At 37.6% G+C, this 20,377-nt stretch carries 20 protein-coding genes and 1 pseudogene; 7 read left to right on the top strand and 14 right to left on the bottom strand.

The annotated features are described in order from the left end of the window. The 3 genes from AC07U8_RS13125 (at window position 1) to AC07U8_RS13115 (ending at window position 3,352) form a co-directional block, all read left to right on the top strand. A complete protein-coding gene (locus AC07U8_RS13125; RefSeq protein WP_434279370.1) occupies window positions 1-2,247 on the top strand; it encodes a bifunctional prephenate dehydrogenase/3-phosphoshikimate 1-carboxyvinyltransferase in 2,247 nt (748 codons plus the stop codon). Window positions 2,248-2,365: 118 nt separating this feature from the next. Continuing rightward, a complete protein-coding gene (locus AC07U8_RS13120; protein WP_004822559.1) occupies window positions 2,366-2,746 on the top strand; it encodes a hypothetical protein in 381 nt (126 codons plus the stop codon). A 21-nt stretch (window positions 2,747-2,767) separates the two neighbouring features. Continuing rightward, entirely contained in the window at window positions 2,768-3,352 is a 585-nt protein-coding gene (locus AC07U8_RS13115; protein WP_004822558.1) for a GAD-like domain-containing protein, read from the top strand. An 86-nt stretch (window positions 3,353-3,438) separates the two neighbouring features. Here AC07U8_RS13115 and AC07U8_RS13110 read toward each other — a convergent pair whose 3' ends face one another. From AC07U8_RS13110 to AC07U8_RS13065, 10 genes and pseudogenes are all read right to left on the bottom strand, one after another. Beyond that, window positions 3,439-3,882 (bottom strand): DUF2147 domain-containing protein, encoded by a 444-nt coding sequence (locus AC07U8_RS13110; RefSeq protein ID WP_244013084.1) that lies wholly within the window; start codon window positions 3,880-3,882, stop codon window positions 3,439-3,441. A gap of 185 nt (window positions 3,883-4,067) precedes the next feature. After that, a complete protein-coding gene (rtcA, locus tag AC07U8_RS13105) occupies window positions 4,068-5,099 on the bottom strand; it encodes an RNA 3'-terminal phosphate cyclase (protein WP_494738014.1) in 1,032 nt (343 codons plus the stop codon). Between the two features lie 388 nt (window positions 5,100-5,487). Further along, complete coding sequence (locus AC07U8_RS13100) at window positions 5,488-5,667, bottom strand: CPCC family cysteine-rich protein (protein ID WP_419263389.1); 180 nt, start codon at window positions 5,665-5,667, stop codon at window positions 5,488-5,490. A gap of 487 nt (window positions 5,668-6,154) precedes the next feature. Next, window positions 6,155-6,616, bottom strand: a complete 462-nt coding sequence (locus tag AC07U8_RS13095) for a DIP1984 family protein (protein ID WP_494738013.1) — start codon at window positions 6,614-6,616, stop codon at window positions 6,155-6,157. A 26-nt stretch (window positions 6,617-6,642) separates the two neighbouring features. Further along, window positions 6,643-6,849, bottom strand: a pseudogene (locus tag AC07U8_RS13090) (DUF7684 family protein); the annotation flags it as partial. Beyond that, a complete protein-coding gene (locus AC07U8_RS13085; RefSeq protein WP_494738618.1) occupies window positions 6,848-7,261 on the bottom strand; it encodes a hypothetical protein in 414 nt (137 codons plus the stop codon). The pseudogene AC07U8_RS13090 and the gene AC07U8_RS13085, both read right to left, overlap by 2 nt. Before the next feature lie 4 nt (window positions 7,262-7,265). Further along, entirely contained in the window at window positions 7,266-8,537 is a 1,272-nt protein-coding gene (locus tag AC07U8_RS13080; protein ID WP_494738599.1) for an RtcB family protein, read from the bottom strand. Between the two features lie 723 nt (window positions 8,538-9,260). Then, window positions 9,261-9,542 carry a hypothetical protein gene (locus AC07U8_RS13075; protein ID WP_494738012.1) on the bottom strand — a complete coding sequence of 94 codons (282 nt, stop codon included), beginning with the start codon at window positions 9,540-9,542 and terminating at the stop codon, window positions 9,261-9,263. Window positions 9,543-10,708: 1,166 nt separating this feature from the next. Next, entirely contained in the window at window positions 10,709-12,340 is a 1,632-nt protein-coding gene (locus tag AC07U8_RS13070) for a TROVE domain-containing protein (RefSeq protein WP_494738011.1), read from the bottom strand. 592 nt (window positions 12,341-12,932) lie between these two features. Beyond that, a complete protein-coding gene (locus tag AC07U8_RS13065) occupies window positions 12,933-13,910 on the bottom strand; it encodes a ribonuclease Z (protein ID WP_494738010.1) in 978 nt (325 codons plus the stop codon). Window positions 13,911-14,183: 273 nt separating this feature from the next. Between AC07U8_RS13065 and rtcR the strand changes: the two genes are divergently transcribed. Further along, the gene (gene rtcR / locus AC07U8_RS13060; RefSeq protein WP_234624330.1) at window positions 14,184-15,785 is read left to right on the top strand and encodes an RNA repair transcriptional activator RtcR; all 1,602 of its coding nucleotides are present in this window, start codon (window positions 14,184-14,186) and stop codon (window positions 15,783-15,785) included. A gap of 49 nt (window positions 15,786-15,834) precedes the next feature. On the opposite strand, the gene AC07U8_RS13055 is transcribed toward rtcR, so the two are convergent. After that, window positions 15,835-16,467, bottom strand: a complete 633-nt coding sequence (locus AC07U8_RS13055) for an alpha/beta hydrolase (RefSeq protein ID WP_004719268.1) — start codon at window positions 16,465-16,467, stop codon at window positions 15,835-15,837. 124 nt (window positions 16,468-16,591) lie between these two features. Here AC07U8_RS13055 and yaaA point away from each other — a divergent pair, with 124 nt between their 5' ends. After that, a complete protein-coding gene (gene yaaA / locus AC07U8_RS13050) occupies window positions 16,592-17,371 on the top strand; it encodes a peroxide stress protein YaaA (RefSeq protein ID WP_419279976.1) in 780 nt (259 codons plus the stop codon). A gap of 42 nt (window positions 17,372-17,413) precedes the next feature. Here the strand turns inward: yaaA and AC07U8_RS13045 are convergent, their stop codons facing one another. Beyond that, window positions 17,414-17,986, bottom strand: coding sequence for a hypothetical protein (locus AC07U8_RS13045; protein WP_494738009.1), 573 nt, complete (start codon window positions 17,984-17,986; stop codon window positions 17,414-17,416). Window positions 17,987-18,042: 56 nt separating this feature from the next. On the opposite strand from AC07U8_RS13045, the gene AC07U8_RS13040 reads away from it, so the two are divergent. Both AC07U8_RS13040 and AC07U8_RS13035 read left to right on the top strand, forming a co-directional pair. Further along, on the top strand, window positions 18,043-18,675 hold the full coding sequence (locus AC07U8_RS13040) for an HD domain-containing protein (RefSeq protein WP_494738008.1): 633 nt from the start codon (window positions 18,043-18,045) through the stop codon (window positions 18,673-18,675). A 138-nt stretch (window positions 18,676-18,813) separates the two neighbouring features. After that, window positions 18,814-19,503: a hypothetical protein gene (locus tag AC07U8_RS13035; protein WP_494738007.1), complete on the top strand. Its 690-nt coding sequence runs from the start codon at window positions 18,814-18,816 to the stop codon at window positions 19,501-19,503. 36 nt (window positions 19,504-19,539) lie between these two features. On the opposite strand, the gene AC07U8_RS13030 is transcribed toward AC07U8_RS13035, so the two are convergent. Continuing rightward, a complete protein-coding gene (locus tag AC07U8_RS13030) occupies window positions 19,540-19,977 on the bottom strand; it encodes a PaaI family thioesterase (RefSeq protein WP_004719280.1) in 438 nt (145 codons plus the stop codon). A 108-nt stretch (window positions 19,978-20,085) separates the two neighbouring features. After that, entirely contained in the window at window positions 20,086-20,331 is a 246-nt protein-coding gene (locus AC07U8_RS13025; RefSeq protein WP_004719281.1) for a hypothetical protein, read from the bottom strand. Window positions 20,332-20,377 lie beyond the last annotated feature (46 nt).

The following is a 20,377-nucleotide window of genomic DNA, read 5'->3' as shown; positions in this document are numbered from 1 at the left end:
ATGTCACAACCTTTATTTAAAAAAGTTGCTTTTATTGGACTTGGACTGATTGGTTCAAGTCTAGCCCGTGTAATTGCAGCAGAACATCTTGCTGAAAATGTTGTTGCGTCAACGCGCTCAAAAAAAACGCTGGAAGATGCAAAAGCTTTAGGAATTATTTCTGCGGGTTTTAGTGATCCTGTCGAAGCTGTAAAAGATGCAGATTTAATCGTTCTGGCTTTGCCCGTTCGCGCGACACAGAAAGTGCTTGAAACGATTCAAGCTTATGTTTCTGAAAACGCCATTATTACCGATGTCGGAAGTACCAAAGGGAATGTGGTGGCAGCAGCACATGCTGTCTATGGTGAAAATCTTCCTGTAGGTTTTGTACCTGGTCATCCAATTGCTGGTGCAGAACATACAGGTGTCCATGCTGGTAAAGTTGACTTGTTTGTGAATCATAAAGTGATTCTAACGCCGTTGCCGAGCAGTGCTGATTGGGCAGTTGAAAAACTGATTCAGCTTTGGCAGGCTGCAAAAGCCGAAGTCATTTGTATGGATGTGGACAAACATGATGAAGTGTTGGCACATACCAGTCATTTACCGCATCTGATGGCATTTAATCTGGTTGAACAGCTTGCAAATCGTGAAGATAACTTAGATATTTTCCGTTATGCCGCTGGAGGTTTTCGTGACTTCTCACGTATTGCTGCCAGTGATCCGCAGATGTGGCATGATATATTTTTTGCCAATAAAACAGCCATATTGAAAGCAGTTGATGGTTTTGAAACGCAACTTGCGACATTACGTCAACTGATTGAAGATGAGAATTCACAAGCCCTGATGGGATTGCTAGGACATGCACAAGCGGCACGACAGCATTTCAATCATATGCTCGCCAATAAACCTTTGATGGAGAAAAATAAGGTGACACAACAATTTACCATTTTGCCAGGTGAGAAGACATTTAAAGGTAAATTTACCGTGCCGGGTGACAAGTCAGTGTCACATCGTTCCATCATGTTTGGTGCAATCGCTGAAGGTACAACCCACGTTACAGGTTTCCTTGAAGGTGAAGATGCTTTAGCAACACTTCAAGCATTTCGCGATATGGGTGTCAGTATTGAAGGCCCTAAAAATGGTGAAGTGACCATTCATGGTGTGGGTATTCATGGTTTAAAAGCGCCCAAAACGGCACTGTACATGGGTAATTCTGGTACGTCGATGCGTTTGCTTTCAGGCATGCTTTCAGCACAACAGTTTGACTCTGTGATGACGGGTGATGCGTCTTTGTCTAAGCGTCCAATGGAGCGTATTGCAAAACCTTTACGTGAAATGGGTGCGCAAATTCAAACCACGGGTGAACGTGGTACTCCGCCTGTTTCTATTACTGGCGCTCAAGCACTTAAAGGTATTCATTACGATTTGCCAATGGCATCTGCGCAAGTCAAATCTGGAATTTTATTGGCAGGTTTATGGGCAGAGGGTGAAACATCTGTGACTGAACCTGAACCAACCCGTGACCATACTGAGCGTATGTTACGTGCTTTTGGTTATGCTGTAAAAACGGAAGGTAATCGTATTTCATTACACGGTGGTGGCAAGTTAGTTGGGACAGAGATTCAAGTGCCTTCTGATATTTCTTCTGCTGCATTCTTTATGGTGGGTGCTGCCATTACTGAAGGTTCAGATATTACCCTTGAAGCTGTTGGGATTAATCCAACTCGTACAGGCGTAATCGAAATCCTGAAGCAAATGGGTGCAGACTTAACTGTTGAAAATGAAAGAATTGCAGGCGGTGAGCCGATTGCTGATATACGTATCCGTGGTACCCGTACATTGAAAGGCATTCATATGCCTGAAGATCAAGTACCGTTGGCAATTGATGAGTTTCCATCTTTGTTTATTGCTGCGGCATGTGCTGAAGGGAAAACGGTGTTGACAGGTGCTGCTGAATTACGGGTTAAAGAGTCTGATCGTATCCAAGTGATGGCAGATGGTTTAAAAACCATGGGGATTGATTGTACGCCAACTGATGATGGCATCATCATTGAAGGAAAAGGTAAATCGGGCGACTGGTCTGCAATTTTCTCTGGCGGTGAAATTGAATCGCACCATGACCACCGTATTGCAATGAGTTTTTCTATGGCGGGTTTACGGAACTCAGGCGAGATCAAGATTATCGGTACTGAAACTGTAGCAACAAGTTTCCCAACATTTACTGAACTCACTAATCAGGCGGGGCTTCAGATTCAAGTCACCGAATAAATCAGTCCTTGTCTAATATTTGTATAATTAATTAAAAACAGCCAAGCAAATGCTTGGCTGTTTTGTTTATATTGCTTATTCTAAAACCATACAACTATAAAGCCTTTTGGATGAAGCAATGAGAACATTACAATTTACAGCAAACTGTGAGAATCATATTAACAGTCACAACCATGGTGAAAATGTATGTTATGTCACTCAGGAATACGTGACGACCTTGTTGTTAAAACAACTGTCTCAATATGGCTTTAAAGCGGAAACAACACACTCCGATGAAGACCTTGCTGTCAGCGTAGAAAATCATCCAATTGGTTTGGGGGTTAATTGTCATTTAAATGATCAAGGATTATTAACTTGTGAAATTTCAGCCCATGCTGATGAAGAACAAGCATGGTTTAAGAAGATTGCAACCCAGAGCATGATTAAGCAATTGGCAAATGCTGTCGAAAATACATTAAAAGAAGATGATGCGTTTAGTGGATTTGAATGGAAAGTATAAGCAGGGCTAGAGAAGATACTTATGCAATTACAAGCATTTATCAATAAATTTTCAGTAGATCAGGCAGGAAATACAGTAAGTCCTGAAACTGTAAAAAAATATCAAGCGTATTTACCAGAAGCACTTATAGAGCTTTGGCAAAATCATGGTTTTGGCTTCTATGGCAACGGTTTGCTACAGATCATTAACCCTGAGCTTTATCAAGATGTGCTTTGGTCATGGTTAATGAAAGATCAACCTGATATGACCCGATTACCCATTGCTATTTCGGCATTTGGTTTGGTGTTTTATTATCGTTTATTGAGCGATGATGGCGATGAGGATGTATCCTTTATCGACCCGCACAACTCGGATATTGGGGTAACAGCTTGGTCATTAACAGATTTTTTTAATGACTGGATTTGTGATGATGAGATCATTGAGCAATTTTTAGAAAAATCAGCCTTAGCAAAGGCACAAACTCAATATGGTAAATTAACTGATAATCAAATGTATTGTTATCTTCCTGCACTGAGATTGGGTGGGCGTGCCAGTGATCTCAATTTAGATAAGGGTGATGCAGCTACACATTTAGATTTTTTATATCAACTTGCTGTGAATAACTGATTTAAAAATCATTCAAAATAGATGTTTAGAAATGACAGTTTGATTGAGATAAAACTGTCATTTCTATTATGAATTAAATTATGCTATTACTCGACACGTAACCATGTTTGGCTACGACCTACTGCTGAAATACCGAAATATCCACGAAGAAATAGTTTCTTGCCATTTGGGCTGACTTTACCTTTTAAGCGATAGATTTTACCTGAAACTGGGTCAATAATTTTCCCATCAGTATAACTCACATGATCATCTGTCTTTAGCCCAGAGATTACCTGTAAGCCAATAATTGGCTTGTTGGTATAAGGTGCAGGGCAATTGGTGCAAAATTCTTTTGGGGTGTAGCCTGGGCGTGGTGTTGCTTTTAATGCTGTACCCGCATAGGTACCGTTACTTTGTTTTTCAATTTTAACCAGTCCCTTTGCTTCACCAGTTTTGTCATCGATATAACGCCAAGTTCCCACGATATCTTCTGCAAAAGCTGTCGATGTTAAAAATGCGATACATGCTGACCCCAATAAAACTCTCATCATTTCCCTTATTCCTTAAGTGGGTATTTTCTACTTTAAAATCATACTTATTTAAGGCGTTGATTATATAATGAATAGTTGGGTCATTTATTTACATAATGTGCCAATAAGTATGAAATTTAAAATGAATTGGCACATAAAGATAAGCAATTGATGAGCTTGTAAACTGGATTTAGCATAGCTGTAGCTTATGTGATGACACTCACCTTAAAAATATCATTGATTGCTTCAAAGTGAATTTCACAATCTAAGAATTTTTGAATCATTTCAGCTTGTGTCGTAGTGTGTTCACTGACAACTTGAGCAGTAAATGCACCGCCTTTACCTAAAGCTAAAGGCAATAAAAGTTGGTCTGCTAGATATTCGTCAGCCACAGCATCGCAAGCTAAAAAGGATTTAACTTCTTTGGCTAAATCATGCGCTACTTTTTCTGCACTTTTCTTCATTTCACCTAACGCAGAAAATACTTGTTGGTGGTGTTGGTAATTTAACACCACAAAAGCCGTATTCCCTTGACTAATCCCTTGAAAATTTAGTCTATTACGTTGGCTTAAGCTCAATTTGTTATGCAATACTTCCAGTTCACGATCCGCAATATTCTGTTGAATATTTAAAGCAGCGGCATAGCCATGTATTTCCAGTAATTTGCCTTTATCTAATACTGAATATTCAAGCTTATCTATCCACGGATAAGTTGTAATATTGATTTGACCTGCACCAATTGGAAAGAAACCAGCACGTTCGCATTCAAAGTCGACTTTTATTCCAAGTTTATGAAGAGCAGGTAGAAAACAAGACTCTATGAAATCTGCAGTCGGTGCCATTGGATTATGTGTTCCGCCGTGGATACTGATGTGACTGATTTCATTTTGCATCATCAGCGCAGGCAGTAGTGTTTGTAAAACCAATACTGTGCTGCCCGCTGAACCAATATGAAAATCATATTTACCCGCTTGAACTTGTTGGGGTTGAAAATATAATTTTTGTGAATGTAGTTCAGCACCTTCCACAATGGCATTACTGATGCGTTGTGATGCTTGTACACAGACTAAATGCTGTCGCATTAAGCCCGGCTTTTTACGCCCTGCACGAATATTCACAAGCTCAAATGGAATACCCGTTAACATAGACAATGAAAGGGCAGTTCTTAAAATTTGCCCTCCACCTTCACCTTGTGAGCCATCAATTTGGATGGTTTTATTTTTTACTAATGTGTTCATTTTGTTCTTCATCATTTCTTTCTAAATCATTCGGTTTTCGAACATGTTTTAAAAATCGTAATTCACTTACAGTATATTAGGGTCTGTAGACATTTCATAAATGGCTTGCGTTGTAGGTTAAAATTGAGCAGGCAAGGCATGAAACGAAGAGAATAGCGAGACTATTTTCGAGTTTCATAACGCAGGCTGAGATAATTTTAGCCACAACCCTGAGCAAGAACAAAGCACTGCTTTGTTTGCAGCGCAAGGCGCAGCGGGGGACTAGCGTGTTTTTTGCCGTTACGTCGTTACGAACTACTCATTTAGAATGACTAAATTTCGTATCTCGCGCCTAGTATCGCCTAAAAAACACACGTAGTCGCAAACATAGACGAATTGTCAACAGACCCTATTGATAATTATCTTGTGCCTCTGCTAATGAGATTGCATTTGCACCACTTTTTGAATTTGGATGAATATTTTGTACAGGATCATCTTCCCAAAAACAAACTGGATAAATCTCAAAGTCAAAATTACCCGAAGGTTGATCTCTCGTGTAATGATGACAACAAGAACAAGGGTAATTCATTAAAAATTCCAAAAAGGGGTGAACATACTGTCAGTGCATGGTGATGCTTAGTGCATTGTAACTTTGCTTTCACAAAGGTTTGCCTTGTACGTAGTGATGGGTTGATTTGTGCTTAAAGTTTTAAGCTAACCCGCTCGCTCATCAAGCCACTACACCTTATTTTCAATCCTGTGTTGTGGAGGTAGGGGATCTTGCACTCGCCCAGTATGTTCGGGTGATCTCAAATGACGAATCACTTGAGATAAGGTGAAATATATTGTCAGTACGTGGTAATGCTGTGTAAATAGTCACTCTGATTCACAAAGGTTTAAGTGATGAAAGGTGATGGATTTGATTGGTGCGTTTCCGCTCTAAATCCGCTTCGCTGTCATTACCCAAAAATGATGCTGACTTTTATTTCAATCTATACAGCCTTAGATCTTGTACTCGCCCAATATATTTCGAGATCTGATAGGGTAAGCCCTATCAAAGCTTTTAAATGATGGCTTTAAACGTGAAGTAAATCAACTTGCCAATTGGTGGCTTGTATCAATACATTCAAGTCGCGTAATTTGGCACTGATATCATCGGATTGCTTTTGCAAGGATGATACTGGAATGACCTTATGCCATTTGATTTCACGTGTACTATAGCGGTCAGGCTCACGTTGTGTGTTACTGATGGCAGACGTTAAAATTTTATGACGCTCTACAAGCTCATCACGTTGAGTAAGTAAAGCCAATAATAAACGACCATCTGTTAATTTTGCCAAAGCATTGGTTTGATGAATGGCATAAACAAGTTTTTGGGATTCTTGAGTTAATGCAAATACTTGCTTTAATAACTCATTTGGATCCTCGGATGGCTCATCACCATCTTGTACCAATACGTTCGCATTGATACGTTGTTTTAATGAAGCGAGTTTCTTTTGTTGATCGCTTCGTAATAAAAGTGCTTCTGCAAGTTTCATTTTATTTTCCTTATCGCTTTTAATAGTCAATCAATATTTAACACAACGATTTCATATATAGTTTGCTGGGGTAATGTATCAACTGGAATTGATTCGGCAAATTCTATAACATCTTCTAAAGTTTGATTTTCATGCCAAGTGGTCATGAAATTATAATCATCGTCTTTAGGTAGATCATAATTACAAAATTCTAAATAAGAATAATCCAATGCATCATCCCAAATTGAACATTCAGTTAGGAGGAATTTGTGAAAGACTAAAAGCTTTATGATATATAAGTCCTTTTTCAATCCATACATCATATGAAAAAGAGTGAATATTACGTTGTAAGGCTATAATCTCATTTCTCCAGATACGAATATCTCCATGCTTTATCTGTTTAGACTCACTTAAATACCGCTGTAAAACCAAAGTTTTTTCAAAGGGATCACTTAATCTTTTAAATTGATAAGCAACCATATAGTAAAGCAGATACTTAAAATAATTCTGCTTATTGCATCTGTGGTCTACTGCGAGTTCCAGAAAAAGTAATAATTCATCTTTCCAGACCAAGTATAAATCCCATTCAGTAGTAGGCAAATATGTATCCGAAAATGCCCATGCTCGAATTTCAGTTATGCTCGGATTGGAGATGTTGGTCATCATTATATTATCCCTTTACACAAACAACCTGACTTAAGGTATAAACCACTTCCACCAAATCGCTTTGTGCTTTCATCACATCTTCAATTGGCTTATATGCAGATGGAATCTCATCAATCACGGCTGCATCTTTACGGCATTCCACACCTTTGGTTTGTTCAATCTGATCTTCAACAGTAAACAACTTTTTCGCCGCAGTACGACTATGTACACGACCAGCCCCATGCGAACATGAACAGAAAGACTCCTGATTTCCTTTACCTTTGACAATAAAAGATTTCGCACCCATTGAACCCGGAATAATCCCATACTCACCCAAACGGGCTCGTACAGCACCTTTACGTGTTACCAGCACTTCTTGACCAAAGTGTTCTTCTTTATCCACATAATTATGGTGGCAGTTTACGGCTTCTACTTTGGCGTGAAATGGTTTGTTGATGATGATTCGTAAAGCTTGAACTGCAGCTTCCATCATTAACTCACGGTTTTTCATAGCAAATCGTTGTGCCCAACCCACCGCAAACCAATAATCATCAAAGTGTTCAGTCCCTTCCACTAAATAAGCTAAATCTTTATCAGGTAGGTTAATAAAGTGCTTTTGCATATCTTTACGTGCAAGCTCAATAAAGTGGTTACCAATTGCATTTCCTACACCACGAGAACCTGAGTGCAACATAATCCATACTTGTTGATGCTCATCTAAACAGACTTCAACAAAATGGTTTCCTGTTCCCAAAGTACCCAACTGTTTATGGTTGTTGGTATTTTTCAAACGGGGATGCTTGGCGCAAATATATTCAAAATCAGTCACCAATTCAGCCCAAGCCTGATCAACACGTGCAGTAGGTGTATCCCATGAACCTCGGTCACGACGACCACGACCTTTGGTCATACCATGTGGAATTAAACGTTCAAGTTCGGTACGCAGTGCGTGTAAGTTATCTGGTAAATCTGATGCGCTTAGCGAAGTACGTGCGGCCATCATTCCACACCCGATATCTACACCGACCGCAGCAGGAATGATTGCGCCTTTGGTTGGAATTACACTCCCAATCGTTGCTCCGATTCCTACATGTACATCTGGCATTACTGCCATCCATTTATAGATAAATGGCATTTGTGCTGTCTTTAATAATTGGTCTTTCGATTTCTCATCAACAGGGACACCTTTGGTCCACATTTTTATAGGAACACCTTTAGCATCCTGAATAACGTTATAAGTATGTTCCTGATGTTGTGCTAAGGAAGTTTGTTTTTCGATGTGTTCTGCGACTAACATAGTCATTGCTTTGATCCTTTTCAAAACCTGCCTGCCAAGCGGTTGCAGGCAGGTGATATTTATATACACCTCATGATGTATGTTCTATATATTGCAGAGAGTGTACCAACTTTGTTTTTCAATTAATTTTATTTTATAAGATATTGATTTTTAATTAATAAATTAATTTAAATTTTATTTTAAATGTATATTTTAAAAAAATTATGTAAATTTAAATATTATTTTAGATAGTAATTTATCTATTTTTATATTTTAAATGAAATATAAAACAACCAATTCCTAAACATAACAAGAAAAGTAGGCTAAAACCAATTGAAAAGATGAGGCTTATTTTAGAGCCTTGTAAATATGAAAATAAAGTGATTGAAAATATTAGGTTATAAATACTACTAAGGAAATATCTTCCACAATGTGGTGCAAATTTAGTTGTAAAATAGCCGAGCCAAATTGCTATTGGAAATATTGATATAATTGAAAAATAATAAATTTTTGAGCAGGTTGAGATATCTTCTTGCTGGAAACCGCACCCCAAAGTGAGTGAAAGCAAAAAAATGACATAGAAGAAAAATAAGAATACAAAAATTAGTAAAGGAAATAAGAGGAAAGCAAACCAAGTACGCATTGTTATTATTCAGGATATTTATCATGTTACAGATTATAGTATGAAATCTAGCTTGGGAGAATTTCTTCTCCCAAGAGTTAGTTTGATGAAATTTGTGAGTCTTAATCTTTGTTCATATCCCATACCGTATTATCATCACTTGGTTGATAATGTTCTTCGATATGGATTTTTAACCTCAGTGCGAGAGGATCATCTTCTAGGATTTGACTATGCCCATGTAAAAGTTTCAATTCGCTTTTTTTACGACTTTTACTTGGCGGTTTTTCATGATAGTTATGGCATTTCTTATACCAGTGGTTAGTTTCTAGATAGTACTTTTTGACTCTTAGTTTTTCTAAAGCAAGATCAAGATTGTTATCATCAACAATAACTTGTATAGACATGATTTGCGTTTTGCAGACTGACACCTGTCTTTGGTTTTGAGTTGAGTATCCAAGCTAGCAAATTTTTTATTGATTCACAAGTATCGCTTTTAAACATGATGAGTTTAAAAAGAAAAGCAGTCACAAACGTTAAGATCAGATTTTGTGGGTGAACACGATAGGAGGGCTTAAACCCTGCACTAAGGCGTTACTATGAAATCCAATCTATATTCGTGACTGCTTATTGCGTAAATCTAATTATTATAATAAGAGTACATCAACAAAAGGCTGAAGACAGTCGTGGCTCTACCAACTGAGCTACTGTATGTTGTCATACAGGGTGGTATCGAAGCACCGACAAACGCGTAATGTAGTCCTCAAAGCATTTGATGTACTTTCATTCTTGGTGATACAAGATCAAAAAAGTAGTGTTGGATATGTGCAGTACCCAAAATACTGTGCGTAAGATCGCGATGTAATCCAACAGGCATTTGATCGTTTAAACATAGGTCAAAGCCCATCAACAAATTTGATTATAAGACAAACAATTCACTGCTTTTGCTTTAAGCGACTGTATGTATATACAGCAGAGGAATCTAACCCCTGATCTGTGAATTCTAATGTAGTCCTATGAGTATTTGATGGACTGATGACCCCAGCATATTTTCATATACTGCCCTACAAGTGAATCAACAAGTTTTTCAAAGACGTTCGTGCCTTACCACTTGGCGACCATCATCGAAATGATGGGGTGGATTCGAACCACCGATGACGTCAATTTTAAGATGTAGTCCTTGAAGCATTTGATTCTTTTACTGCTTTGCATAAACAAAATGTTAAAGACGTTTCGTTGCTCTATCCAACTGAGCTACTTTTCAAACTTGGAAAAGCGTGAAAAGGGTGGATTTGAACCACCGACCTACGCATTAAAGATGTAGTCCTTAACGCATTTTATGCGATGTATTTTGCCAACAAAGGTGTCGATAAAACATCAATTATTCAAAGTAATGTAGTTCTATCTGCATTTGGCAATTTCTTACTTAGCACAACAATTAAATATAGAAACAGCATAATCTTGAAATGTAGTTCCTATGGCATTTGTGCTTTTTATCTAACCCAGTCTTATCAAGTGTGGACATTGTTAAATGTAAACACTTGAAGAGACTCGATCAAATTTGTTTATACATTCAGCTTGCATAAAGCTGAGTTTGTGTAATATCTATTTTTTCAATTTCGTTTACCCAATGATCTGCATGCATTTCATTTTTAGCAAAACTTTCAATCAGTTGAAATACCGTATCGGAAAACCCACCGATATTCATCACATCGCTATGTTCAGGCATTTGTGTGGTGGTATAGGGTTGCAAATCAACACACACCAGTTTTGCATCAGGGTTATGCTGTTTTAACTGTTTCCAATAATGCATCATCCCTGTTTTTCGATGTGATCTTGGAACTTGATCTGCCCATGATTCATTATCAGAGAAGTAAATTACCATATCAACTTTGGCATTTTCTTTCACTAACAGTTCCAAAGGCTTAGAGCAATCAGTTCCTCCACCACACATGCTGGCAAACTTTTTAGCCAAAGCAAAAATATCTATTTCTGAATTTTGCTGTTTTCCAAAATTTTTTCGTTTTAAATATTCCTGTACTTTGCTGAAATTGGATAATTGACGAACTTCAGTATCAAACGGCATCAAACGAATATTTGGATTTACATATTTAAATGCACTAGCAAATAATGCAGCAGCATCTACGCAACGTAACTGAGAGGTTGCACCCTGACGATAACCCGTCACAGAACTCGACATCGAACCAGAAACATCAATCGCAATCACCACATTTCCTTCAAGTTTCGGTACATTGGCGATGGCGCGCTGCATAGCAAACTTTAGCGCATTGGCAATTTCATGTGGCATATCCTCTGCAAGTGCTGACCAAGCCATCATCAATTGATATGGAAATACTCGACTTTTGGCTATGGCTTGCTCATCCATCAATTTATCGGCAATGATTTTTGTCATTCCTTTGATTTTAAAAACATCATGGCGTAAGAAGGTATTTAAGTTCATACGTAGCATTTGCCAAGAACCATTTTTTGCAATTTCAGCCCATTGTTTTGCATTCAAATTTAAATTGGTTAAAAGCTGCATCGGTACTTTAGGTACTTGTGTTGCTATTCCCAATCGAAACTCTTCCAATGCTTGCACTTGAGTCGGTAGTTGGACAAGTTGGTATTCTTTTCCTAGGACATAGGCAAAAAAAGCATCGTGTTGTACTGTCTTTGGTTTTGGATGAGTCATTTTTAACACATCAGCAAGTGAAGGGCTGTTTCCAATATTGGCCGCAATCAATTGTTGATCTGATGCTGAAAGAATCCATTCATTGACCATACGTTTCGGTAATGAACCCAATGACTTACGACCAATCATTCCAGAGCGCATGATTTGAACAAAATTTCTCAACTGTTTTCCATTATCAATAATCAATGGAAAAACTTGCTTAAATAATTCTGCATCAAGTTCAGAAAGTAAAGCCAATAACACCACAGGTGTATCTTTCATATGTGCCTTTTGGCGTGCATAAATTGCAGTTTTAGCCACAAATTCAGGCTCTACTTCAAGCGCTAGGTTTAGAATATTATCAAGTTGTACTTGGGCATTTTGATAAAAGGTCTGATTCAGTGTACCTGTTGCTGCAAGCTGTGCTAATGCGGCACGAGATTTTAATTTATATGCACGACCACCAGCTTCGTTATATTCAATGGTTTTTGGTTTTGCCTGTTGTTTAGAGGCAAAAATTGTCTTGTTCGCCATGACAGCATCCTCAAGTGATTTTTTAATTTCTTGAGATAGATATTGCAGAGAGTGTGCCAAGTTTTGTTTTGGAATGAAATTTTATTTTTAAGTGACTGATTTTATGAGTTTAAAAAATTTAAAAGTTCAGTGGTTATTTGTTTTAAAATTTAAAAGGTATAAAATAAAATATCTTTATTTATAGATTTTTATCTTTATTTCTATTTTTAAAGTAAAAAATCAATGAGCCTAATGTTGTGCAAATAAAAAAGGACACTAACTCCAGCTAAAAGCAAAGTTAGTTGGGATATAGTCAACCTATTAAAAACTCAGGCACAAAAAGATGTTTTTTTTAATTCATATTTTTAATTAAATTAATTGCATGGCGGAATAAACTATTTGAATATAAAAAGCTTACACTGCCACACCTTTTGAAGATGAGGCCAAACCTTGCGCTGCAAACAAAGCTGAGCTTTGTTTTGCTCATGTTGGGCGAGGGATAGATCCTGTACCCAGCATTCCTACACAATGGGCGATATCCATATCTCCACACGATAGAACGACCATCTATGATTCAATAATATTGCATAGCGTTAAATTGAAGTTGGGAAAATTACTTTTCCCAGGGTTTCCCAGTGCGAAACGGTGTTAATTCGCCGTGCATATTTAGTTCATACTGATCAAAATCATCAGCAATGTAAAAATTGCCATGATAGTACTGGGCAATTTCATTACCAATGCTTTGCACACCTTGTGCATCGTGGTAACGGGCACTGAGATGCGTTGCAATTAAATTAGGTAGTTGAATCGATTCTGCAAACTCAGCGACCATTTTCGCAGAACTGTGCATTGGGCCTGCGCCTACTTTGTCTAATATCGATTGAGTATAGGTTGTTTCATGAATCAGCAGTGCTGCATCCTGACAAGCGTTCGATAGTAATTCTGGCTGATCGTTATCTCCACCGACAATGGCATAAACACTTTGAGTGTTTTGAATGAGAACATCTTGACTTAAGACGGACTGCCCATTCCACTCAATATTTTGACCTTGTTGTAGATCACCCCATAGTTTACCTTTTGGAATTTTGAGTTGATTTAAAACGTCAACATTGAGTTTGCGCTGAGTTTGTGTCGCTTTAAAACCATAAGCATAACTTGTCACACGGTGGTGTAAGTGATGAACGTCAATGGAAATATGCTCATCCAATTGAAAGGGATTCGTCAAAGTATTTACATCGATAAAATGTATTGGATAAGGCAGGAAAAGTTCAGTGAATTGACAGGTTACTTCAAACCATTGCTGAATTTCTTTGGGTGCAATCAGCGTGATCGGATCTTTGCGTGCATTCATACCAGCACTTGCCAGTAAACCCATCAAGCCATAACAATGATCGCCGTGTACATGCGTAATGCAAATGGCTTTTAAATGTTGTAAAGAGAGTTTTGCTTGTTGAATACGATGCTGTGTACCTTCGCCTGCATCAACCAATATCCAGTCTTTGCTTTTGCAATAATGAATCGCTAAACTTGACACATTGCGTGTTAATGTGGGCACACCAGAGGATGTCCCTAAGAATGTAAACTGTAACATGAGGAATTAAAACCTATTGAATATTTAAAATGTTTTCTATGATTGTTTTTACAACAAAGCAGGGTGGATTCCATCAAAAAAGTGTCGAATCAGACGGTGATGGGAGAAGTGAGTAAAAGTTTTGTACATCAATAGTATAGTCGCATTATATTCAAAAGAGAAACTGAGATTTTTAAAATATTAAAAAATGACGGTATAAACAGTATTTGATTTTTGACAAAATAAAACTATGCTTTAAGCAAGATATATAAAATTTTATAGATTTATAGAAATATGCAAAAATTTAAAAAAACAGTCGTGATTGGTTTTGTGGGTTCAACTTTAGATCAAGGGAAAAAACTTGATCGCTGGCAACGCTGGCGTCCCACCATGAGTTTGTTGATGCATGAAGATTTAGTGGTTGATGAGCTGGTTTTATTACATGATCGCCGAAATGTCAGCTTAATTGATCATTTGCGACAAGATGCTTTAGAAATTTCACCGCAAACCCAAATTACTGGCCATAAGATGAATATCCGTGATCCCTGGGATTTTTCGGATATGTATGGTGCATTATATGACTTTGTAAAATCATATTCTTTTGATACTGAGAACAATCATTATCTATTACATATCACCACAGGTACGCATGTTGCGCAAATATGTTGGTATTTATTAATTGATGCGCATTATTTACCAGCCAAACTCATTCAAAGTGCACCTACAGGTAAACAACAACCTGAGGGTGAATATCGTATTATAGATTTAGATTTATCTCGATATGCAGCATTAACCCAGCGGTTTGAACATGAACAATCTGAAAATTGGCAGCAGTTAAAAGCCAATATTGCCACGAAGAACCAAAACTTTAATCAAATGATTCAAGAAGTAGAACTGGTTGCAACACGCTCAAGTGCGCCAATTTTGATTATGGGTGCAACAGGGGTCGGTAAGTCGCATTTAGCTAAGCAAATTTATCAATTGAAAAAGGAAAAATTTCATCTTTCTGGGCGCTTTATTGATGTGAACTGCGCAACGCTGGTTGGTGATAGTGCGATGTCGACATTATTTGGTCATAGTAAAGGTGCATTTACAGGTGCTATTGCAGCACGTACTGGTTATTTAAAAAGTGCGGATAATGGCATTTTATTTCTCGATGAAATCGGCGAGCTAGGGTTGGATGAGCAAGCCATGTTGCTCAAGGCCTTGGAGGATAAGTCATTCTTTCATGTAGGAAGTGATAAAGAGGTTCAGGCTGACTTTCAGTTGATTGCTGGAACCAATCGAGATTTACGTGAGGAAGTCCGTGCAGGGCGGTTCCGTGAAGATCTATGGGCTCGCTTAAATACATGGACCTTCTTTTTACCGAGCTTAAAAGATCGTGTGGAAGATATTGAACCGAACATCACCTTTGAGTTACAGCGTTTTGCTGTTGCGCATCAACGGCAGTTACGTTTTCATACCGATGCCTTAGAAAAATATTTAAAATTTGCGCAATCTTTAGACGCCAGTTGGCAAGGGAATTTTCGTGATTTAACTGCAAGCGTGACACGTATGGCGACTTTAGCCAATGGTGAGCGTATTGGTTTACATGAAGTAAATGCTGAGATTGGCCGACTACAACAAATTTGGAATATTGCTGAAAATAAAGAGGCTTTAACCCAATCGTCACTGATGAAAATTTTAAGTGCTGAACAAGTGGCGCAGATTGATGAATTTGATCGTATTCAATTGCAGGGGGTGATTGATGTTTGCCAAAAATCGAAATCCATGGCCGATGCTGGACGGCGTTTATTTTCTGTATCTCGCGAGCAAAGACAAACCACCAACGACAGCGATCGCGTGAAAAAGTATTTGGCGAAATTTGGTTTGAGTTGGGATGATGTGAACGGATAAATAAAGTGAATCACTCACCTTATTTATCCTAAATTTTTTAAATTCAGATTTATGGCACAAGAAGAAAACGCGAAATTGCGATTCTTAACTGCTTTAAATAACCTGTAAAGAAATGGTTTGCACCTGGCAATACGGTGATCAAATGACGTTGTGGTTTCGCCCATTCAAGCAAATCAGAGAGTTTAGTCGTCGGATCTGCTTCACCGTGTACAAACAGGATATCGCCTTTAATTGCTGGGGTAACATAATGACGTAGACCATCTACAGTGGATGTTGGTAAACCACATAAGATCACTTGTTGCGGTTTAATTTCATCAGGGAGCGCATGATAGGCTTTTGCCATTACATGTGCACCAAAACTAAAACCGCCAACATAGAAAGGTAGACTTTTGTGTAATTGTCTAACGTGTCTAATGACCTCTAGAATATCTTCAGTTTCAGCAAAGCCTTCATCATGGATTCCATCGCTTTGTCCAGAACCGCGAAAACTTGGGCGATAGACCACACAACCCTGTTCAGAGAGGATTTGTGCAAGTAAAGCAGGAACTTTATGTTGAGGTGTACCACCTTGCAGTGGGTGAGGATGACAAACGACAGCAAAACCTTTTACTTCGCCCACAGGATAGTCAACAAAAACTTCAATTTTGCCAACCGAACCTTGAATGAACAGTTGTTCGGACATAATTTAAACGATCATAAGCAGGGAAGTGCGATAGTTTACCGATTCTGTTCACAGAAAACATGAATTGGAATTAAAATATCCCGACTGTTATAGTTTGATTAGTTATTTTTTGATCAGGAAGACCATGCTCGCCTTAATTTCCCCTGCTAAGACGCTCGATTACCAGTCAGCACTCCCGACCGATACGCACACTCTACCAAGACTGCTGGATCAATCTCAACAGCTTATAGACCTAAGTCGTAAACTCTCCGCTTCAGATATTGCCAGTTTGATGAGTGTCAGTGAAAAAATTGCCAATCTCAATGCGGAGCGTTTTCGTGACTGGAATGCTGACTTTAGTTTTGCCAACGCGCGACAAGCAATTTTTGCATTTAAAGGCGATGTTTATACTGGTCTGGATGCATATAGTTTGTCGCAAGACGATCTCAATTTTGCGCAAGATCATTTACGCAGCTTATCTGGTCTATATGGCTTATTACGTCCTCTTGATTTAATGATGCCGTATCGTTTGGAAATGGGAATAAAACTTGCCAATACCCGTGGTCATAATCTTTATGAGTTTTGGGGGGATCGAATTACCGATTTGATCAATCAGGATTTGCAACAAAGCGGCTCAACGTTATTGGTCAATATTGCTTCTGATGAATACTATAAATCGGTCAAGGAAGCAAAAATTCAGGCTGATATTATTAAACCAGTATTCTTAGATCAGAAGAATGGTAAATATAAAGTGATTAGCTTCTATGCTAAAAAAGCGCGTGGCTTAATGGCTCGATACATCATTAAAAATCAATTGAAAAAAATGGATGATCTTAAATCCTTTAATACTGATGGTTATTATTTCGATGCCGAGAGTTCATTGAAAGGTGAACTGGTATTTAAGCGTGATGAGCAAGTTGCTTAAGTATTTAAAGCGTTTAATGTATTGAAAGAGAGTTGGCTTGCTTTAAGCCAGCTCTTTTTCAAAAATAATGTATTCATGACCAAGCGAATTTACCGCTTTGATTTGAACAAAATCAAAGCCATCTAATTTTAATCTCTCAGCAGAAATTATTTCCCCCGAAATAAGCTCAATTTCACCGTCTTGATTGAGAAAATCATTTAGTTCTTCATCATAATCTATATTGTCATAGACACTAAAAATGATCTCGAATTCATCCTGATTGTCCTGATCTTTATAAAAATGGATTAACGGTCTTTCGGTGATTTGTTCATGTGTAAACTCATCACAGAACATGGGATCATAGCCATGTTGCGTACCATCAAAAAGTAAAATTTCTTCATTGCCTTCTACATCTACCGCGTAGATGAGTTCTGGTGCAAAGTCTGTCCCACAAATGAGCTGATATTCTTCAAAAATCTCTCCATAATATTTGATTTTAAATCGTTTATTTTGTGTGGAGGACTGTATTTGACCTCGCCATTCAATATCAATGAGATCTTGAAAATAGGCAGCGTGTTTATAACAAGCAAATTTGTCTAAATGAGAAGGGGCTAAAAATTTTGATTTATTGATCATGGGATAACAACCAAAAATGTTGTATTAATATATAAAGTCTTAGATGTTCTATAAATATGATCATAGCTAAAACAGAAGATTACCTCAAACCATTCAATCAGTATTGGGGTGAATTTGCGAATCACATAGCAATCGAAACAGAGCATTGTATTTTTTTACAGCAGTTGCTTGTTGCTGCTTATACTGAGCCACAACGTCATTATCATACGGTTCAACATATTGTCGAATGCCTTGAGTTATTTCACCAAGTAAAAGCGCAATTGAGTGATCCTGTTGCTGTTGAGTTGGCAATTTGGTTTCATGATGCCGTTTATAATCCACAAGCAAAAGATAATGAACAACAAAGTGCTCAATTAATGCGTGAGCATTGTGCGGATATTTTAACGCAATCGGTCTTAGACAAAGTTTCTCAATGGATCATTGCAACACAAGAGCATCAACCGTCTAAACAGCATGATTTAAATTATTTACTTGATATCGATTTAGCAATTTTAGCTAGCTCTGCTGAACGTTTTGCAGAATATGAACAGCAAATTCAACAAGAATACGCGTGGGTTGATGCAGAAATCTATAAAGTCAAAAGAGCAGAAGTTTTACAGCATTTTTATCACATGCAACCTTTGTATCAGACTGAATATTTTAGAAAACATTTTGAGCAAAATGCGAAAGTAAATTTGTTAAAATTTTAAAGGTGAATTTATATCAGAGCAAAAATCGTTATTATTCGGTCTTTTATAAAATTGCTGATTTCATTTTTTATAGTTAAATTTCATAACTTTAAGTATTTATTTTATTAATAAACCTTAGTTTATATTTAGGAAAATATTTTGAACATCGTCAATATTTTGAGTTTATCAGGGCTTGTTTTCTTAAGCGCTTGTTCTCAACAAAATTCTCAGAATGCAGCTCCAGCGGAGTCTACGAAAAAAGCAGCGATTGCAGCAGATAATAATGACAAAGTTGATCGTGCAAAAGCTGATACAGGAAAGGCAAGCAGTGAAGTTGAAGCCGAAATTCCTACGACTGTTACTGAAGCAAAAATAGAGCATAAATCTAAAGCGTTCAATTATCCTGATGAGCTTATACAGCAGGTAAAAGATGCGCAGAAACATTGTAAGCAAGCTGTAGCGGTTGATATGAAAGATGTTGTTACGGTTGTGGATTTAATTGGGGATGATCAGCCAGAATATATTTATGAACCTGACTCGATTCGGTGTGTTGAAGATGGTGTATTTAGAGGGCATGGGGGAGATCAGCTGGTGATCTACCAATCTAAAGATCATAAAACCATACAAGAAATTTTTAACAGTGCGGTATTTTCTTATCAGGTTATCAATAATCAAGCCAAAGCTATCGTTCAAGTCGAAGTTGGTGGGGGATATTGTGGGCAAAACATGGCAGAAATTAGCCGTGCAGAAGCAATCAATTGTAAGCGTAATTTGGAATGGGATGAGAGCCTAAAACAGCTGAAGATGGGTAAGATGTATGTTGATGAACCGAAGGCTAATGCTGAATAAGTGCTATTCAATATAAATAGCACTCTAAGCAGTCAATTATGTACGAATAATCATACAGGTCGCTGTTGCATGTGCATATAATTTGCCATCTTCATCGACCAATTTCCCTTCAGAAATGGCAAGACTTTTACTTAAATTAATCAACTGTCCAATAGCAAATAATTGCTTATTTTGAGGTACAGGGCGGCACATTTTTACATTTAAATCGATGGTGCCATAACCTACGCCTGCTTCTAGGGTGGTATGTACTGCACAACCTGTTGCTGAGTCTAAAACTGTTGCTGCAAAACCGCCATGTACGCCGCCTAAAGGATTTAAATGACGTTGGTCCGCTTTGACTTTAAAACTTGCATGACCATGCGAAATTTCATGTAAATCCATCGGGATGGTTTCACTAATCGATGCTCTAGGAATTTGTCCAGCAACCATTGCTTGTAGAAATTCAAGCCCTGTCATTTCTTTTGGGTGTTTCATATATTTATCCTTTATATAGGGTTCTAAAAGAGAACTTAAAGTAAAATATGATGTTGGGGGATTTACTGTCAAACTTTTTATTGAATTTGAACGATTGAGTTGGTCTTTTTAATGTTCAAAATCGTAGAATTTTTCAATATGGTTGGATTGATGAATGATTTTTAAATCAATTCTTTCACCCGTTGCCCACGTGGCAATCGATGCTTGTAAGTCGACATCAATAATATCGAGCTCTTTACATAAGGTTTGATCACTTTCAATCACAATGAATTGAGGTGATTGTGTCTTTAGACACTTTGCAATATACCGTTGAATATTTTGGAGCTGATAAACATCTATAATTTTATAACGCATACTTTTCCAAATATTATATTTAAATTGTTGTATTGACTAATTTAGA

Source organism: Acinetobacter sp. GW821-FHT01E09 (assembly GCF_059422385.1).
Note: the sequence above shows the minus strand (reverse complement) of the source record. Positions and strands in the feature narration are given on the sequence as shown.

Bases quoted from the DNA above. Each gene is read 5' to 3' on its own strand.
- AC07U8_RS13125 (WP_434279370.1), top strand. From the start codon at position 1: ATGTCACAACCTTTATTTAAAAAAGTTGCTTTTATTGGACTTGGACTG.
- AC07U8_RS13120 (WP_004822559.1), top strand. From the start codon at position 2,366: ATGAGAACATTACAATTTACAGCAAACTGTGAGAATCATATTAACAGT.
- AC07U8_RS13115 (WP_004822558.1), top strand. From the start codon at position 2,768: ATGCAATTACAAGCATTTATCAATAAATTTTCAGTAGATCAGGCAGGA.
- AC07U8_RS13110 (WP_244013084.1), bottom strand. From the start codon at position 3,882: ATGATGAGAGTTTTATTGGGGTCAGCATGTATCGCATTTTTAACATCG.
- rtcA (WP_494738014.1), bottom strand. From the start codon at position 5,099: ATGAACACATTAGTAAAAAATAAAACCATCCAAATTGATGGCTCACAA.
- AC07U8_RS13100 (WP_419263389.1), bottom strand. From the start codon at position 5,667: ATGAATTACCCTTGTTCTTGTTGTCATCATTACACGAGAGATCAACCT.
- AC07U8_RS13095 (WP_494738013.1), bottom strand. From the start codon at position 6,616: ATGAAACTTGCAGAAGCACTTTTATTACGAAGCGATCAACAAAAGAAA.
- AC07U8_RS13085 (WP_494738618.1), bottom strand. From the start codon at position 7,261: ATGATGACCAACATCTCCAATCCGAGCATAACTGAAATTCGAGCATGG.
- AC07U8_RS13080 (WP_494738599.1), bottom strand. From the start codon at position 8,537: ATGTTAGTCGCAGAACACATCGAAAAACAAACTTCCTTAGCACAACAT.
- AC07U8_RS13075 (WP_494738012.1), bottom strand. From the start codon at position 9,542: ATGTCTATACAAGTTATTGTTGATGATAACAATCTTGATCTTGCTTTA.
- AC07U8_RS13070 (WP_494738011.1), bottom strand. From the start codon at position 12,340: ATGGCGAACAAGACAATTTTTGCCTCTAAACAACAGGCAAAACCAAAA.
- AC07U8_RS13065 (WP_494738010.1), bottom strand. From the start codon at position 13,910: ATGTTACAGTTTACATTCTTAGGGACATCCTCTGGTGTGCCCACATTA.
- rtcR (WP_234624330.1), top strand. From the start codon at position 14,184: ATGCAAAAATTTAAAAAAACAGTCGTGATTGGTTTTGTGGGTTCAACT.
- AC07U8_RS13055 (WP_004719268.1), bottom strand. From the start codon at position 16,467: ATGTCCGAACAACTGTTCATTCAAGGTTCGGTTGGCAAAATTGAAGTT.
- yaaA (WP_419279976.1), top strand. From the start codon at position 16,592: ATGCTCGCCTTAATTTCCCCTGCTAAGACGCTCGATTACCAGTCAGCA.
- AC07U8_RS13045 (WP_494738009.1), bottom strand. From the start codon at position 17,986: ATGATCAATAAATCAAAATTTTTAGCCCCTTCTCATTTAGACAAATTT.
- AC07U8_RS13040 (WP_494738008.1), top strand. From the start codon at position 18,043: ATGATCATAGCTAAAACAGAAGATTACCTCAAACCATTCAATCAGTAT.
- AC07U8_RS13030 (WP_004719280.1), bottom strand. From the start codon at position 19,977: ATGAAACACCCAAAAGAAATGACAGGGCTTGAATTTCTACAAGCAATG.
- AC07U8_RS13025 (WP_004719281.1), bottom strand. From the start codon at position 20,331: ATGCGTTATAAAATTATAGATGTTTATCAGCTCCAAAATATTCAACGG.